This is a genomic window from Micromonospora sp. CNZ299, from assembly GCF_002754415.1.
Map to the genome: position 1 here is coordinate 4,637,779 of NZ_PEFG01000001.1, position 15,720 is coordinate 4,653,498.

The 15,720-nt window shown below is 68.4% G+C and carries 15 protein-coding genes; 10 read left to right on the forward strand and 5 right to left on the reverse strand.

Features of this window, described 5'->3' with window-relative positions:
- Positions 1–53: 53 nt before the first annotated feature.
- Positions 54–1,292, forward strand: coding sequence for a cysteine--1-D-myo-inosityl 2-amino-2-deoxy-alpha-D-glucopyranoside ligase (gene mshC / locus CLT68_RS21080; RefSeq protein WP_099853272.1), 1,239 nt, complete (start codon positions 54–56; stop codon positions 1,290–1,292).
- A gap of 252 nt (positions 1,293–1,544) precedes the next feature.
- On the opposite strand, the gene CLT68_RS21085 is transcribed toward mshC, so the two are convergent.
- Both CLT68_RS21085 and CLT68_RS21090 read right to left on the reverse strand, forming a co-directional pair.
- Positions 1,545–2,336: a GntR family transcriptional regulator gene (locus tag CLT68_RS21085; RefSeq protein WP_088948070.1), complete on the reverse strand. Its 792-nt coding sequence runs from the start codon at positions 2,334–2,336 to the stop codon at positions 1,545–1,547.
- Positions 2,337–2,461: 125 nt separating this feature from the next.
- Positions 2,462–3,331, reverse strand: coding sequence for a PAC2 family protein (locus tag CLT68_RS21090; RefSeq protein ID WP_030332815.1), 870 nt, complete (start codon positions 3,329–3,331; stop codon positions 2,462–2,464).
- 277 nt (positions 3,332–3,608) lie between these two features.
- Here CLT68_RS21090 and metH point away from each other — a divergent pair, with 277 nt between their 5' ends.
- Together metH and CLT68_RS21100 are read left to right on the forward strand one after the other, a co-directional pair.
- Positions 3,609–7,109 carry a methionine synthase gene (metH, locus tag CLT68_RS21095; RefSeq protein ID WP_486482451.1) on the forward strand — a complete coding sequence of 1,167 codons (3,501 nt, stop codon included), beginning with the start codon at positions 3,609–3,611 and terminating at the stop codon, positions 7,107–7,109.
- A gap of 773 nt (positions 7,110–7,882) precedes the next feature.
- Complete coding sequence (locus CLT68_RS21100; protein WP_099853274.1) at positions 7,883–8,500, forward strand: DUF2625 family protein; 618 nt, start codon at positions 7,883–7,885, stop codon at positions 8,498–8,500.
- 242 nt (positions 8,501–8,742) lie between these two features.
- Here the strand turns inward: CLT68_RS21100 and CLT68_RS21105 are convergent, their stop codons facing one another.
- The gene (locus CLT68_RS21105; protein WP_099853277.1) at positions 8,743–9,201 is read right to left on the reverse strand and encodes a hypothetical protein; all 459 of its coding nucleotides are present in this window, start codon (positions 9,199–9,201) and stop codon (positions 8,743–8,745) included.
- A gap of 1,796 nt (positions 9,202–10,997) precedes the next feature.
- Complete coding sequence (locus tag CLT68_RS32650; RefSeq protein WP_143743216.1) at positions 10,998–11,516, reverse strand: hypothetical protein; 519 nt, start codon at positions 11,514–11,516, stop codon at positions 10,998–11,000.
- Between the two features lie 140 nt (positions 11,517–11,656).
- Between CLT68_RS32650 and CLT68_RS21115 the strand changes: the two genes are divergently transcribed.
- The 7 genes from CLT68_RS21115 (at position 11,657) to CLT68_RS21145 (ending at position 15,493) form a co-directional block, all read left to right on the forward strand.
- Positions 11,657–11,983, forward strand: coding sequence for a zinc finger domain-containing protein (locus tag CLT68_RS21115; RefSeq protein ID WP_099853282.1), 327 nt, complete (start codon positions 11,657–11,659; stop codon positions 11,981–11,983).
- Between the two features lie 226 nt (positions 11,984–12,209).
- Positions 12,210–12,896, forward strand: a complete 687-nt coding sequence (locus tag CLT68_RS21120) for a Type 1 glutamine amidotransferase-like domain-containing protein (protein ID WP_099853285.1) — start codon at positions 12,210–12,212, stop codon at positions 12,894–12,896.
- 322 nt (positions 12,897–13,218) lie between these two features.
- On the forward strand, positions 13,219–13,575 hold the full coding sequence (locus tag CLT68_RS21125; RefSeq protein ID WP_099853288.1) for an ArsR/SmtB family transcription factor: 357 nt from the start codon (positions 13,219–13,221) through the stop codon (positions 13,573–13,575).
- Entirely contained in the window at positions 13,576–13,803 is a 228-nt protein-coding gene (locus CLT68_RS21130) for a hypothetical protein (protein WP_088948075.1), read from the forward strand. It abuts the gene before it with no gap.
- Positions 13,800–14,390, forward strand: a complete 591-nt coding sequence (locus tag CLT68_RS21135) for a CDP-alcohol phosphatidyltransferase family protein (RefSeq protein ID WP_099853292.1) — start codon at positions 13,800–13,802, stop codon at positions 14,388–14,390. Before CLT68_RS21130 ends, CLT68_RS21135 begins: the two co-directional genes overlap by 4 nt.
- Entirely contained in the window at positions 14,387–14,887 is a 501-nt protein-coding gene (locus tag CLT68_RS21140) for a hypothetical protein (RefSeq protein ID WP_099853294.1), read from the forward strand. The genes CLT68_RS21135 and CLT68_RS21140 overlap by 4 nt, the downstream gene beginning before the upstream one ends.
- A gap of 165 nt (positions 14,888–15,052) precedes the next feature.
- Positions 15,053–15,493 (forward strand): VOC family protein, encoded by a 441-nt coding sequence (locus CLT68_RS21145; RefSeq protein ID WP_099853296.1) that lies wholly within the window; start codon positions 15,053–15,055, stop codon positions 15,491–15,493.
- A gap of 25 nt (positions 15,494–15,518) precedes the next feature.
- Here CLT68_RS21145 and CLT68_RS21150 read toward each other — a convergent pair whose 3' ends face one another.
- Positions 15,519–15,686 carry a hypothetical protein gene (locus tag CLT68_RS21150; RefSeq protein ID WP_199177105.1) on the reverse strand — a complete coding sequence of 56 codons (168 nt, stop codon included), beginning with the start codon at positions 15,684–15,686 and terminating at the stop codon, positions 15,519–15,521.
- Positions 15,687–15,720 lie beyond the last annotated feature (34 nt).

Sequence of the window (15,720 nt, forward strand, 5' to 3'; positions counted from 1 at the left end):
TGATCACCCGTGAGGCGCTCCGACCTCGTCGTCGGGCTGGCTAGGCTGATCCCATGGAGTCTTGGGCGGGACACGAGGTGCCACGGCTGCCGGGCAGGGGTGAGCCGTTGGCGCTGTACGACTCGGCGCGGCAGGGTGTCCACCCGAGCGAACCGGCCGACGCGGGGAGCATGTACGTCTGCGGCATCACCCCGTACGACGCCACCCACCTCGGCCACGCCGCCACCATGATCACGTTCGACCTGGTGCAGCGGATGTGGCGGGACGCCGGCCGCCCGGTGCGCTACGTGCAGAACGTCACCGACATCGACGATCCGCTGCTGGAGCGGGCCGCCCGCGACGGCGAGGACTGGGTGGTCCTGGCGATGCGGGAGACGGCGCTGTTCCGCGAGGACATGGAGGCGCTGCGGATCATCCCTCCGGAGCACTACGTGGGCGCTGTCGAGTCCATCCCGGACATCGCCGACAAGGTCGAGGTGCTGGTCAAGGACGGCGCCGCGTACCGCCTCGACGACGGCACCGGCGACGTCTACTTCGATATCTCCGCCACGGGCCGGTTCGGCTACGAGTCGAACCTGACCCGCGAGCAGATGCTGGAGATCTTCCCGGAGCGCGGCGGTGACCCCGACCGCGCCGGCAAGCGCGACCCACTGGACCCGCTGCTGTGGCGTGGCGCCCGCGAGGGGGAGCCGTCCTGGCCGGGCGGGGAGCTGGGTCCGGGCCGCCCGGGATGGCACATCGAGTGCGCGGTCATCGCGCTGAACCTGCTCGGTGACCGGATCGACGTCCAGGGCGGCGGCAACGACCTGCTGTTCCCGCACCACGAGGCGTCCGCCGCGCACGCCGAGCGGCTCACCGGTCAGGCGCCGTTCGCCGAGCACTACGTGCACGCCGGGATGATCGGCCTGGACGGCGAAAAGATGTCCAAGTCCCGCGGCAACCTGGTCTTCGTGTCCCGGCTGCGCGCAGACAAGGTCGACCCGATGGCGGTCCGCCTGGCGTTGATCTCTGGGCACTACCGCAGCGACCGCACCTGGACGGACGAGCTGCTCACGACCGCCAAGGAGCGCCTGGACCGTTGGCGGCGGGCCGCCGCCGCGCCGGCCGGGTCGTCCGGGGCCGAGCTGCTGGCCGGCGTACGCGAGCGCCTGGCCGATGACCTCGACACCCCCGGTGCCCTGGCGGTCGCCGACCGCTGGGCCGAGGCGACCCTCGCCGGCGCCACGGATGACGCCGGAGCGCCCGCCCTCTTCGCGAACACGGTGGACGCCCTCCTGGGCATCCGCCTCTGAGCACCTCTCCCGGCAGGCGGTACGCGTGCCGCAGCGCCGCGCGCCTCGCCGCGGCGGGCGTGATCGACTCGGCTTTCAGGAAGTCGCGGTGTCCGGGCCGGTGTGATGCCCCGATTTCCTGCAACCCGAGTCGATCACCGCGACACCCCCCGTCGATCATGAGGTTGACGGGCGGTTTGATCTCCGCCGGACCCGTCAACCTCATGATCAACGGGATGGGCGCGGATCGCGCGGGGCGTGGGCGGGACCGGGTCAGCCCAGGACCAGTCCGGGGTCGGGTTCCGGGTCGGGGGTCGGGGCGGGGATCTTGTATTCCTCGGTGAGGGTCGTCATCGGGCCGGGCCAGGTGGCCTGGGCCACCTCGATCGGCTTGTGGTGCGTGTCGTACGCGACGTGCAGCAGGTGCAGCACCGGGGTGTCCGGCCGGATCTGGAGTGTCTCGGCCTCCTCCCGGCTGGGCTGGCGGGCGCTGATCGTGTCGGTGGCGGAGACGTACCGCCGCCCGGTCGCTTCCTCCGCCTCCTGATAGAGGGGGCGGCCGAAGGCCTCGGTGCGCTCCAGCGAGGTGCCGGCGGTGTCGCGGGGCAGGAACCAGGACGCGCCGACCTCGACGGGGGAGTCGTCGGTGCGGACGAGGTGTCGGCGGCAGAGCAGGTTGGTGCCGTCGGGCACCCCGAACGCGTCGGCGACCTCGGCGGGGGCGGGGGAGTGGCCGACGGAGACGAGTTGTTGGCGGTACCGGGCGGCCAGGTCGGTGTGGTAGCCGCGGAAGCCGCCGTACCGCCCTCGGGAGAGTCGGTTGAGTCGGCGGCGGGTGCCCCGGACGTACGTACCGGAGCCGGGCTTGGTGATCAGGATGCCCTCGACCCGCAGTTGGTCGACGGCGCGTTGCACTGTCTGCTTGGCGACGCCGAACATCTCAGCGATGGCCGGGATGGACGGCAGTCGCTCGCCGGGCCCCCAGTCGCCGCGGCGGACCTGGGCCTTGAGCTGCGTGGCAATCTGTCGGTGCGGGAACTCGGCGGCCCCGGGATTGATCTGCACACCCGCCTCCTTGATCACATCTAGGTTCCTAGGATGCCCTAGCGGGTGTGACCGCGCCACCCCGGACACGCCAAAAACGGGCCCCCGGACCAGAGAAAGTCCGAGGGCCCGCAGCGAACAGTTGGCTACCAGGAGCCGGCGGTCGGGCCGGCTGAACCGCCCCGTCGGCGCAGGTACTTCTCGAACTCCTGGGCGATCTCGTCGCCGGTCAACGGGGTGATGCCCTCGTCGCCGACCCGTTCCTCCAGCTCACGAACGTATTCGCCCAGCTCGGCGTCCTGCTCGGCGGCGCTGCGCACCCGCTGCTCCCACTCGGCGGACTCCTCGGCCAGGTCGGCCATCGGCACCGGCAGGTCGACGACCTCCTCGACCCGGTGCAGCAGGGCGAGGGTGGCCTTGGGGCAGGGCGGGTTGTTGGCGTAGTGCGGCACGTGCACCCAGAACGACACGGCGTCGACCTCGGCGCGGGTGCAGGCGTCGTGCAGCACACCGACGATGCCGGTCGGCCCGTCGTAGCGGGTGGGGGTGAGCTGGTAACGCTCGGCGGCCTGCGCGTCGGACGCACTGCCGCTGATCGGCAGCGGCCGGGTGTAGGGAACATCGGCCAGCAGCGCGCCGAGCAGCACCACCCGTTCGACCTCGAGGCTGTGGCAGATCTCCAGCACCTGCTCGCAGAACGTCCGCCAGCGCATGCTCGGCTCGATGCCGCGGATCAGCACCACGTCGCGGTCGGTGCCCTCCGGGCTGGCCACCATGAACCGGGTCGTCGGCCACTCCACGCGGCGGGTCTCCCCGTCGGCCATGGTGATGGTGGGTCGGCTGACCTGGAAGTCGTAGAAGTCCTCCGGGTCCAGCTCGGCGATCTGCCGCGCGTTCCAGACCTGTTCCAGGTGCTCGACGGCCGCGGTGGACGCGTCGGCGGCATCGTTCCAGCCCTCGAAGGCGGCGATGGCCACCGGGGACCGCAGCACCGGCAGTCCGTCGAACTCGGTCACGCCGTCACCTCACCCTGCTCGTCGCGGTCGGCGCCGGGATCGCGCCCGGTCGTCATACCGTGTGGCACAGCGGCGTCCCTGTTGTCCTTCACGTCCGCCAGCCTACGTGCCGGGCAGGGATGCGGCCCGTCGGCCGCGCCGGTCCACCGGACCGACGACCGGTCATACACGAACGAACCAGACAGGGTGATCCCGCTGACACAATATGGGATCGGGTGCCGAGGGGCGCTGGGTGCGGTGGGGACGGCACTAACCTGAACGGGTGCGGACTTCGTTGATGGATGTGCTGGCCGACCGGATTCTCATCGCCGATGGGGCGATGGGCACGATGCTGCAGGCCGCGGACCTCACGCTCGACGACTTCGACGGCCTCGAAGGGTGCAACGAGATCCTCAACGTCACCCGGCCGGACGTGGTGCGTGGGGTGCACGACGCCTACCTGGCCGCCGGCGCGGACTGCGTGGAGACCAACACGTTCGGCGCCAACCTGGCCAACCTCGCCGAGTACGACATCCCGCAGCGCATCCGGGAGCTGTCCGAGGCGGGTGCCCGCATCGCCCGGGAAGCCGCCGACGCGGCCAGCACCCCGCAGCGGCCCCGGTTCGTGCTCGGGTCGATCGGGCCGGGCACCAAACTGCCCACCCTCGGGCACGCCGCCTACGCGACCCTGCGCGACGCGTACCAGGAGAACGCCGCCGGTCTGATCGTCGGTGGCGCGGACGCGCTGATCATCGAGACCTGCCAGGACCTGCTCCAGGTCAAGGCGGCCGTGGTCGGGTCGAAGCGGGCGATGGCCGAGCTGGGCCAGTCGGTGCCGATCATCTGCCACGTGGCGGTGGAGACCACCGGCACGATGCTGGTGGGCAGCGAGATCGGTGCGGCCCTGGCGGCGATCGAGCCGCTCGGGGTGGACCTGATCGGGCTCAACTGTTCGACCGGCCCGGCGGAGATGAGCGAGCACCTGCGGTACCTGTCGCAGCACTCCCGCATCCCGCTGTCGGTGATGCCGAACGCCGGCCTGCCGGTGCTGACCGCCGACGGGGCGTACTTCCCGCTGACTCCCGTGGAGCTGGCCGAGGCCTTGGAGCGGTTCATCACCGAGTACGGCGTGGGGCTGGTCGGCGGCTGCTGCGGCACCACCCCGGAGCACATCCGGGTGTTGTCCGAGCGGCTGCACGGCGTCACCGCCCCGGCGCGCGAGCCCCGGCACGAGGCGGGTGTCTCCTCGGTCTACCACCCGGTGCCGTTCGCCCAGGACGCGTCGGTGCTGATGGTGGGGGAGCGGACCAACGCCAACGGCTCGAAGGCGTTCCGGGACGCGATGCTCGCCGGCGACTGGCGGGCCTGTGTGGAGATCGCCCGCAGTCAGGCCCGCGACGGCTCGCACCTGCTCGACCTGTGCGTGGACTACGTCGGCCGCGACGGCACGCAGGACATGCGGGAGCTGGCCGGCCGGTTCGCCACCGCGTCGACCCTGCCGATCATGTTGGATTCCACCGAGCCGAATGTGGTGGAGGCCGGTCTGGAGATGCTCGGCGGCCGGTGCGTGGTCAACTCGGTGAACTTCGAGGACGGCGACGGTCCCGACTCCCGGTACGCGCGGGTGATGCCGATCGTCCGCGAGCATGGCGCCGCGGTGGTGGCGCTGCTCATCGACGAGGAGGGGCAGGCACGTACCCAGGAGTGGAAGGTCCGGGTCGCGGCGCGGCTGATCGACGACCTGACCGGCCGGTGGGGCCTGGACCGCTCCGACATCCTGATCGACGCGCTGACCTTCCCGATCGCCACCGGCCAGGAGGAGACCCGCCGCGACGGCATCGAGACGATCGAGGCGATCCGGGAGATCACCCGCCGCTACCCGGGCGTCAACTTCACGCTGGGCATCTCGAACATCTCCTTCGGGCTCAACCCGGCCGCCCGGCAGGTGCTCAACTCGGTGTTCCTGCACGAGTGCGTGCAGGCCGGTCTGACGTCGGCGATCGTGCACGCCAGCAAGATCCTGCCGATGTCGAAGATCCCCGACGAGCAGCGCGAGGTCGCCCTGGACCTGGTCTACGACCGACGCCGCGAGGGGTACGACCCGGTGCAGCGCTTCCTGGAGCTGTTCGAGGGCGTCGACGTGACCAGCGCCCGGGCCAGCCGGGCGCAGGAGTTGGCGGCGCTGCCACTGGACGAGCGGCTCAAGCGGCGGATCATCGACGGTGAGCGCAACGGCCTGGAAGCCGACCTGGACGAGGCGATGGCCGGCGGCCGGTCCCCGCTGTCGATCATCAACGACATCCTGCTGGACGGCATGAAGGTGGTCGGTGAGCTGTTCGGGTCCGGCCAGATGCAACTACCGTTCGTGCTCCAGTCCGCCGAGGTGATGAAGACCGCCGTGGCGTACCTGGAGCCGCACATGGAGGCCACCGAGGACGGCGGCAAGGGTCGCATCGTGCTCGCCACCGTGCGCGGCGACGTGCACGACATCGGCAAGAACCTGGTCGACATCATCCTGTCCAACAACGGCTACGAGGTCGTCAACATCGGCATCAAGCAGCCGATCAACGCCATCCTGGACGCCGCAGAGCAGCACCGCGCCGACGCCATCGGCATGTCTGGGCTGCTGGTCAAGAGCACCGTCATCATGAAGGAAAACCTCGCCGAGATGGCCACGCGCGGGGTCGCGGAGCGCTGGCCCGTCCTGCTGGGTGGGGCTGCGCTGACCCGCGCGTACGTCGAGGACGACCTGCGGTCGATGTTCCCCGGGCAGGTGCACTACGCCCGGGACGCCTTCGAGGGGCTGTCCCTGATGGACAAGGTGATGACCGCCAAGCGTGGCGGCGCGCCGGTGATCGACCCGGAGCGGGAAGCGGCGCTTGCGGCGCGGCGGGCCCGCCGGGAACGGCAACGGTCCATGGTCAGCGAGTCCCTGCCGGAGTTGCACGACTCCTCGACCCGCTCCGACGTGGCAGTGGACGTGGCCGTGCCCACCCCGCCGTTCTTCGGCACGCGGGTGATCAAGGGCGTGCCGATGGCCGACTACGCGGCGCTGCTCGACGAGCGGGCCACCTTCCGTGGGCAGTGGGGGCTGAACGGCGCACGAGGTGGCAACGGTCCGTCCTATGACGAGCTGGTGGAGACCGAGGGCCGGCCGCGTCTGCGTTACTGGCTGGACCGGCTGATCGCCGACCAGGTGCTGGAGGCAGCCGTGGTGTACGGCTACTTCCCCGCGTACTCCGAAGGCAATGACCTGGTGGTGCTCGACGAGAACGGGCACGCGGAGCGCGCCCGGTTCTCGTTCCCTCGCCAGCGCCAGGAGCGGCGGCTCTGCCTGGCGGACTTCTTCAAGCCCAAGGGCGACCAGCTCGATGTGGTCGCGTTGCAACTGGTCACCGTGGGCCAGCCGGTCAGCGAGTACGCGGCGAAGCTGTTCGCCCGCAACGAGTACCGCGACTACCTGGAGGTGCACGGCCTGTCCGTGCAGCTCACCGAGGCGCTCGCGGAGTACTGGCACCGACGCATCCGGGCCGAGATGACCCTGCCCGACGGCCGTCCGCTGGGCCACGACGACCCGACGGACCTGGCCGGTCTGCTGCGCAACGACTACCGGGGCTGCCGGTACGCGTTCGGCTACCCGGCCTGCCCTGACCTGGAGGACCGGGCGAAGATCGTGGACCTGCTCGGATCGGAGCGGATCGGGGTCGAGCTGTCCGAGGAGTTCCAGCTGATGCCGGAGCAGGCCACCGACGCGATCGTGGTCCACCACCCGGAGGCCAGCTACTTCAACGCCAAGTAGCGGGCGCAGATGCCGTGACCTGTGCAGCTGCCGGCCTCTGATCCGACAAGCTGATGTGCGCCGCAAATCCGGGTGAGGTGCGGCAGCTTCAGCAAGCTAGGCGCGGCAGGATGGGCCGCCGACGTAAGGTCTGCTGTGCCGACGTGGACTCGCTCGCCGTTGGCTGCCGCGACCAACGTCGTGGCGGGCACTGTGGCCCGTTTCGCAGGTCCTAGCTGGGATTGTTTCGTAGCTGCTCGTGGAGCTGGCCGACGGTATTGACCACCGCAACGAAGTCGAACGTCTGAATTTGATCGACGCCGAAACTGCCCGTGACGATCGGCGTGGCGCGTAGGCGTAGATCTGGCTGGCGTCCAGGTGAAGCCCGCGCCGGTGGTATGCGGCCATGGCGAGGGGGCCCAGGAGGTACCTGTCCTGGCCACCCTCGGTGTCCAATTCGGCGGTCAGATCGGCACCTGAGTCCCACCCCCGTACGAGCTGCCCTTCGAAGGTGTCGAGGAACCACCACGCCCCGTCGGAAGACTCAAGGAACACATCGCCGAACAGTGAGGTGAACCGCGGAGCCTTGCCGGCGAGATCCAACCAGCCCCATGACTCCAGCGCCCGAGCGTATTGCTGCTCACTGAACTGCTTGGTGAGTTCCACTGCGCCATTGGATCATGAGGCCGCTCAATCAGCCTCGGGACCTGCGTGACACGTCCGGCTAGACGATCTTGTTTCCCCTGTTGCAGGCCTCAGCGTCGCATGGTTGATGCCCCTGGGAGGCTGAGGGGGTGGAAAAGTCTGAGTGGCCCGAGATATCGGCGCTGGTGGCAGCAGCTCCGTATCCGGTGGAGGTGCTGCCGGCCGACCCTGAGCGGGCAACGGCCTGCCTGACGGCCCTGGAAATCACGACCAGGTCGTGGCTCGGCGCGGTGGTGGCCAACAGTGGCGGGCTGGTGATCGATCACGGTTGGCTTCGGGTGCTCGGCGGTGGGCACGACGGGCTGCCGGATGTGACTGCCGAGATGGATGCCGATGATGGTCGTCTGGTCGTTGCCTACGACGTGATGGGCGGACAGTTCGCGTGGTTGCCGGCAGAGCCAGGCGCGAGGCCGACGGTGCACTACTTCGGCCCGGAGGACCTGGCGTGGCATGATCTTGAGCTCGGGTATGGCGACTGGCTGCATGCGATGCTCGCTGGCGCGGTGACGCAGTTCTATGAGGGTTTGCGCTGGCGGGGGTGGGAAGCCGAGGCGGCCAGCGTCGCTCTCGATGAGGGGATCAGCGCGTTGCCGCCGCCGTGGACCAGGGAGGGGAAGGATCTCTCGGTGGTGTCCCGTAAGCCGATCCGGCTTGCTGAGCTCGTTTCGGCTCACCAGGAGTTTGCGCGTCAGCTCGGCTACCTCTAGAACACCGCTGCCTCTCCGGTCGACGGCCCGAACGCGGTGTCATCGTGGCGTCCTTCGGGCAGGCTCGGGTTTGCGGACCTTGAACCGGGCGATCGGTTTGACGGTGGTGCGGGTGACCTCGGTGACGAGTTGGTCGCCGGCCATGCCTGGTCTCGCATGATGGTTGACGGAACGGCGTCGCAGGGATGCTTGACGCAGGGTGGTGATCGATTTGCTTGGTGTCCTGATGGTATGCCGGCCGGCTAATGCAGGTGCAAAGCGTCGATGAACTGGCTGAGAGTCGGTGTGACCTGCCGCCATGAGAGGTGTTGTTGAGCGAGTGTGGCGGTATCGGTGGCCAACACGCGTGGGTCTATCGGGCTGGTGCGATAGTCCAGCGCCACCGCGATGTCGTCCCCTGCGTAGCGGCATTCGGCGATGAAGACGGCTTGGTCCAGGTCGAGCCACGGCATGGCGATCGGCTGGCCGGCGCCGCCTCGACGGATTTGGAAGAACTGCATCGTGCCGGCGTCCAGCTGGGCGATGAGACGGTTGTGGAGGCGCAGCTCGTCAATGGTGGTCATGAAGTCCAGCGGGTCGTCGAGCCAGGGGATCAGCTGGCGGAGGGCGCGTTCGCCGGGGTGCCGCCAGCGGCCGGAGTTGAGCAGGCGGATCAGCGGGCCAGGCAGCAGTAGGCCGTTGACCTGCCAATCGTTGTTCACGGTGCGAAGTCCTTTCGGGCGGCGGTGATCTGGTGTTGGGCCTTGGTGCGGTTCAGGTCGGAGGTGCTGAGGCGGGGAACGGCCTTGATCGGGGCATCGGCGTCGTAGACGGTGACGGCGTGCTCGCTGCGTCAAGCGCTACATCGTCCGCGACGTCTACACCGCCCTACGCGCCGACTTCGCCGCACTCGCCCCTTGACTCCATAGGAGCATCGGGATGGCGCAGCGGCGTTGTGGGGAGGACCGAGGATCGGTCAGCCTACCCACTGCTGTTCGCTCTGATCCGCCATCGAGCTGCGCTCCAGCCATGGCAGGCTCAGACGTCAGGGTTCCGGCAAAAGTCGGGTCACTAGACTCCGCGCATGCAGCATTGCCGACCTTCCTCCGCCAAACGCACAGCGATCGGGGCCTTACTGCTGGTCTTGGCCGTAGCCGGCTGTAACTCCAAGGCGGAATCGTCCTCCGATGCCACGTGGTCGAGCCCTGACACCGTCGCTACCGCGACCGCCTCCCGCGCTGCTTCCTCCCCAAGTCCCCGTGACGCCGAACCTTCCGCATCTTCCTCCCCCACCGCGGACGAGTCACAGGAGCCCAAAGCGGCACAGAGGACGCAGGCACCGAGCGGGGGCGGCACCAAGTACAAGGCCTGTGCCGACGGCGACTGCAAAGTGTCCTTCTCCGGTTCGGTCAAATTCCCACTCGGCAGATGGACGGTGTCGTCCTCCGTGGAAGATGGCGGTGTCAGGGTGCGACTGACCGACGCCAATGGCGGTGGCGGCGGTGGCGGCTTCCTGGCAGGCCCCGGGTGCAGTGTGGCGATACACGCCGACGGCGGCGGTCGAGTCGGATGCGACCAACCCGGAGCCGAGCCCAAACCGGGAGGGTGGGTCGTACACCTTCTGGAACTGGACGGGAACACCGCGGTCATCCGAGCGATCCTGGGCTGACAGTGAGGATCGCTGTCGCAGCCTGACTGTGCTGGGCTGGTCTGGTGGCCGTGCGTGTGACCCTCGGTCTGAATAGCTTCGTGCCTTGAACCGACTTGTCCACGCACGGTCGCCGGCCCCCGGCCGGCCCCTTTACCAGGTCCCTGGTCTAGCAGCTGCCATCACCTGTGTCACCACCGCTGCCCCCATCCAGTGGGGGGCTGAGCGGGAAGTCGCCGGCGTCATCGTCTGCTTGGCGATGCCGTGATTTCCAGAAGGAAATCAGCGCGAGGACCACCACGGTGACTAGGACGCCAGCAACACCGACGACGCCCACGGCCTGGATCATTGACGCCATCAGCCGAGTGTCTTCTCCGCCGATGGTGGCTCCTTCTGGGCGGGTCCCACCTCAGGACGGCTGAAACTACGCGACCACTGATGAGCGAGCAAGGCTGAGCCCGTAAGCAGCCAAACTCCCAGGCCATTCCGGCGGAGCAACAGCCCGATGCCCGCTGCGAGCCAGAGCGTCCAGCCTACGAGCGCCGATAGCCTCTGGCGGCGTGCACGCGTAATAACGGGAGATTAGATCAGTTGGGCAAGGGTCTCTGTCGCGTGTTCGATGCGTGCAGGAGGCGGGTGACTACCTGGGTTGTCGACGGACGATGCTCACGCCGTAGGAGATCACCGGCCACCTATTGCGATCCGTTCAGCATGACTTGGTTCAGGGCCCAGCGGGCGCGACTTCAGCGCGATCATGTCAAACATCAACCGAGGCCGCCGTGTCAAATATCAACCGGCGTGCTCGGGAAGCTCACCCCCTGCTGCTGGTGCAGCTCATAGCCGGCTGGTAGTCCGTTCACACGGAAGAGGTCAGCTACGTCGCAGGTCCAGTGCCCGTGATGGCTTAAACAACATCTGCAGGTAGGCACGCGCCGGGCATGACACTTCCAGGGATGTGGTCTCGTCAGCGTCAAGGTGAAGGGCGAGGGGTTCGCTGCGGATCCAGTCCAGAGTTGCGTGGACGACATGCTCGCCCCCGTCGAGGCTGACTCTGGCCGACTGACCGGGCCGCAGCCCAGCCACTCGTTGCCCGTCAACCTTCACCCAGATTCGCCTCAGCAGGCCACCTGCATCAAGCGGTCGACTGAGGAGAAGCTCCGCCATCGGTCCTCGGTTCTCGTGCGCGTTGTTGTCGAGCAGTATGGCACCCAAGGGTGCTGAACGCTCGGCGGCCAACTGGCCACGCTGCGGTATCGACAGCAGCGATGACAGCAACCGGCCCGGATAGGGACGACCCGGGACGGGGCCGCACAAACGGTCCGCCGAGGTCGACCAGGAGTAGCGAACGTTGACCACCAGCCACCAATGAACGGGCAGCTCAGACGGCATCTGGTCCGTGTTGATCGACTATGCCCTCACTCTCGATCAATACATTGCCAAGTAACGGGCGCAGGCTCGGTGACGGCCTGAGATCTGTTTGGTGGCGCCATAGTGAGGTTTCGTCGGCCTGGTTGCGGGCAGGCGCAGGCGTGCGCATCAACGTGGAGGAGCCAAGGGCTGCCGAACTGTTCTGGGAAGGGATGCGGGAGGTGGCTGCTGCCGCCGCCCGGCATCAAGACCCCGACCTGTACCACTCGATTGTCAAGATCGGCAGGGCGGCGCTGTCTCAGGGCGTCGAGCTGGTGCCGTCGAGTGGGCTCTTTCTAGTGTGCCCTGTGTGTGAGGTCTTGGCGGGTCAGCGATGTGTCAACGTGCCCAGGCACCCGCTGCAGGACAACGTTCTTCATGCGGAGCGGACGGAGTTGGCCGAGAAGGCGCTGAGGGGAGAAGTCCCCTTCCCCGATCCGCTTCGCTGACGTCTCCTGCCCGGACCCGCAGCGTGTCACGAGGACCGAGCTGCCACCGAGGCATGCCCGACTCCTGCCGTGCAGCTCGCGGAGCGCTGCGGGCGGAGGCGGTTGACGGTTGGACGGCCGCCAGCGGATGATCCAGCGGTGTGTCGCTCGGCTCGGCGAGCCGGGACGCTGGCCTCAATGGACAACATGATCGCCGTCATGTGGTGGCTTCAGGAGAGCGGATTCCATGAAGTTTCTTCTCACGTCGTCGGGCATCTGTAACCCGAGCATCTCGGACGCGCTCGTCGACCTGCTGGGCAAGCCGATCGCCGAATCCACGGCCCTGTTCATCCCCACCGCGGTCTACCCCTTCCCCGGTGGAGCTGAGAGGGCATGGAAGGCGATCCACGGCCAGGCTTCGATCCCGCTGTCCCAGCTCGGTTGGAAATCCCTGGGGATGTTGGAGCTCACCGCGCTGCCGACCATTCGAGAGGAGAACTGGGTCCCGGCGGTCCGGGAGGCCGATGCCCTCCTCGTCTGGGGCGGCGATGTGCTGTACCTGACCTACTGGCTGCGCCAGTCGGGCCTGGCCGACCTTCTGCCGTCGCTGAATGACACGGTTTATGTGGGGGTCAGCGCCGGGAGCATCGCGGTCACCCCGTACAACTGCGACGCCGAATTCGACAGTCAATTCGTTCCTGACGGCAGCGACATGGCGCAGGACGCCGATCGGGCACTGGGGCTGGTGGATTTCACGCTGTACCCCCACCTCAACCATCCGGAGATGGAGGACACCGAGCTGTCCAACATCCAGAAATGGGCGTCCGGAATCCCGGTCCCGACTTACGCCATCGACGACAACACCGCCATCAAGGTGGTCGATGGGACAGTTGAGGTCATCTCCGAAGGCGACTGGAGACTGATCAACCCCTGACCGGGACGGGCGTCATGGCCGCTCTCCAACGCCTCACCGATCGGGTAGGGCGCGAAGCCGGGCGGGATGAGCCACCCGCCGTCGACCTGAAGGCCGGAATGCGCCCCGTCGGCGTACAACCACCAGGTCCGGCGGCAGCGGCCGGCCGACTGCCTCCTGCGCCGCCACGAGGTCGGCCTCAGGCGCCGGCGGTCGTAGAGCCGCGCCGCCGCCGGGCAGGTACCCCATTGGATTCGGACGGTTGCGTCGAAAATACCCTTGCCGCGGCGCTCGCCCCACCCCGAGTTGACGCTCTGACTTGCGTATGCCAATAATAGTTGGCATGAGCCAAGGTGAGGTATGGGAGCTGAGCGGTGACCGGCTGGTCGAGGTCCTCGCCACGCTGGCCAGCCCGCACCGATTGCGTGTGCTCGCGGCGTTGGCCGGCGAACGCGCCTACGTCTCACAACTCGCCCGTGACCTGGGCATCAGCCGCGCGCTGCTTCAGGTGCACCTGAAGAAGTTGGAGAAGGCCGGGCTGGTCACCGCGCATCTGGAGTTGTCCCCGGACGGCAAGGCACTCAAGTACTACGAGGCCACCCCGTTCTCACTGCACCTCACGCCCGACGTGGTGGCGGTCGCCGCCACGACCCTGAGCACCGCCGGAGACGGCGACGCCGTACCCAAAGGAAACAGTTAGATGGACATCGCCGCCTCGGTCTTCCTCATCGTCATCGCCGCCGTGGTCATCGCGGCCATCTGGTATGCCGGCGTCCGCAAGCGGGTCGCCGTCTCCGGCGAACTACAGCGGCAGTACGCGGAGCAGGCCGCCGAAACACAGCGCCTGCTCGCCGACATGGGCGCGCAGCTGGCCGATCTGAACCGGCGAACCGCCGAGATGCACCGCATCCTCAAGGACGCCGAATGACGGCCCTCGGCCTCAGTCCGCCGGTCACGCTGGTCAACGTCCCCAACGCCATCACCGCCGTCCGGACCGCCATCTCGGTGGCGCTTGCCGTGGCGGCGCTGACCCACCGCAGCGTCCACCTGCTCGTCGCCGCATACCTGATCTACTGGATCGGCGACATCCTGGACGGTGCCGCCGCCCGGGCCCTCGGGCAGGAGACGCGCACCGGCGCCGTCTTCGACATCGTCGCCGACCGTGCCTGCACGTCGGCCTGCGCCGCCGCGCTGGTCGTGCTGCGGCCCGCCACCGCCCTGCCGGTCGCGGTGTTTCTCGTCCAGTTCATGGTCATCGACCAGCTGCTGAGCCTGATGTTCCTGCGTTGGCCGCTGCTGAGTCCGAACTACTTCGCCAGCGTCGATCGCCGTATCTACCGGTGGAACTGGTCGCCGCCGGCGAAGGCGTTGAACACCGCCGCGGTGGTGATCCTGGCGATCGTCGCCCCGACGGCCGTGGCCGTCACGTTCGCCCTCGCAGTCGCAGCGGTGAAGGTCGTCTCGTTGGTCTGCGCCGCCAAGTTGCCGGTGGGCCTGCCGCACAGCCGGCCATGATCGCCGTCCTGGCGGCTGCGGCCGTCGGGCTCCTGTCGGCCTTCCTGCCTTTCACACCGGCCGAGCCGTACCTGATCGCGGCCGTGGCGACGACCGGCGGGCCGTCGGTGGCGCTGGGTGTAGCTGCCGCGGCCGGTCAGACTGCCGGCAAGGTCCTGATCTTCCTCGCCGCGCGCGGCGCGATCCACTCGTCCTGGCTGCAAGGCCGGCTCAGCAGACGCACATCCGCCGTGCGGGAGCCGGCGGGGCGGCTGGCGACGATGCTCGCCCGTCCGAAGGCGGCCGGGGCGCGACTCGTCGAGGTGATGGAACGCCCCCGCCAGGCCACCGGGATGCTGCTGGTCAGCGCCATCACCGGGTTCCCGCCGTTGCTGGCCGCCAGCGTCTATCTGGGCCGCACACCCATGCGTTCCACCGCCTTCGCGGTGACCTGCCTGCTGGGCCGGACGATTCGCTTCGTGACGATCGCGCTGGCTCCGCACTTCGCCGGATACTGAGCGAGCGGCCTGGGCGGGCCGCCACCAGGGCGAATGCCCGAGGAACGGGCGTGGCCCGACGGGGTTGGCCACTGACTGACGAAACCTGTGTCGAGAACGGCCGGGCGGCTCCGTCCCGGGGGAGGATGCGGCCACAGGGGCCGTACCGGACCAAGGAGATCCAGCATGGCGATCCAGCGGATGGACAACGTCCTCATCGTTGTCGAGGACCTCGACGCTGTCATTGCGTTCTTCGTCGAACTGGGCATGGAGCTGGAGGGCAGAGGGCCGGTCGAGGGACGGTGGGTGGAGCGTGTCATCGGGGTCGACGACGTCCGGCAGGAGGTCGCGATGCTGCGCACCCCGGACGGCCAGGGCAAGGTCGAGCTGGCGATGTTCCACTCCCCGAAGGCGATCAGCCCCGAGCCCAGGGACGCGCCGGCGAACACGCTCGGTCTTCGTCGCATCATGTTCGCCGTCGACGACATCGAGGACGTCGTCGCCCGCCTACGTGCCCGTGGCGCGGACCTCGTCGGCGAGCTGGAGCGGTACGAGGACATCTTTCGGCTCTGCTACGTCCGCGGTCCCGAGGGCATCGTCGTCGGGCTGGCCCAACAGCTCAGGTGAGGGCCCGGCGGGGTGTTGGCGAGCGTCAGGCCCGGATCTCGGCGACCATCGTGTCCGCGTTCTCGAACGACTCGACAGTGCGGAACCCTTCAGCCACGTACAGCCGTCTGGCGACGTTCGCCCTCTCCACGCTCAACGAGACCGTGCGAACGCCACGCTCCGTCGCGACCATCCCGAAGTCGTCGGGCCGCATCCAACCGGTGACGTAGTGAGCAGCGACGCGACCC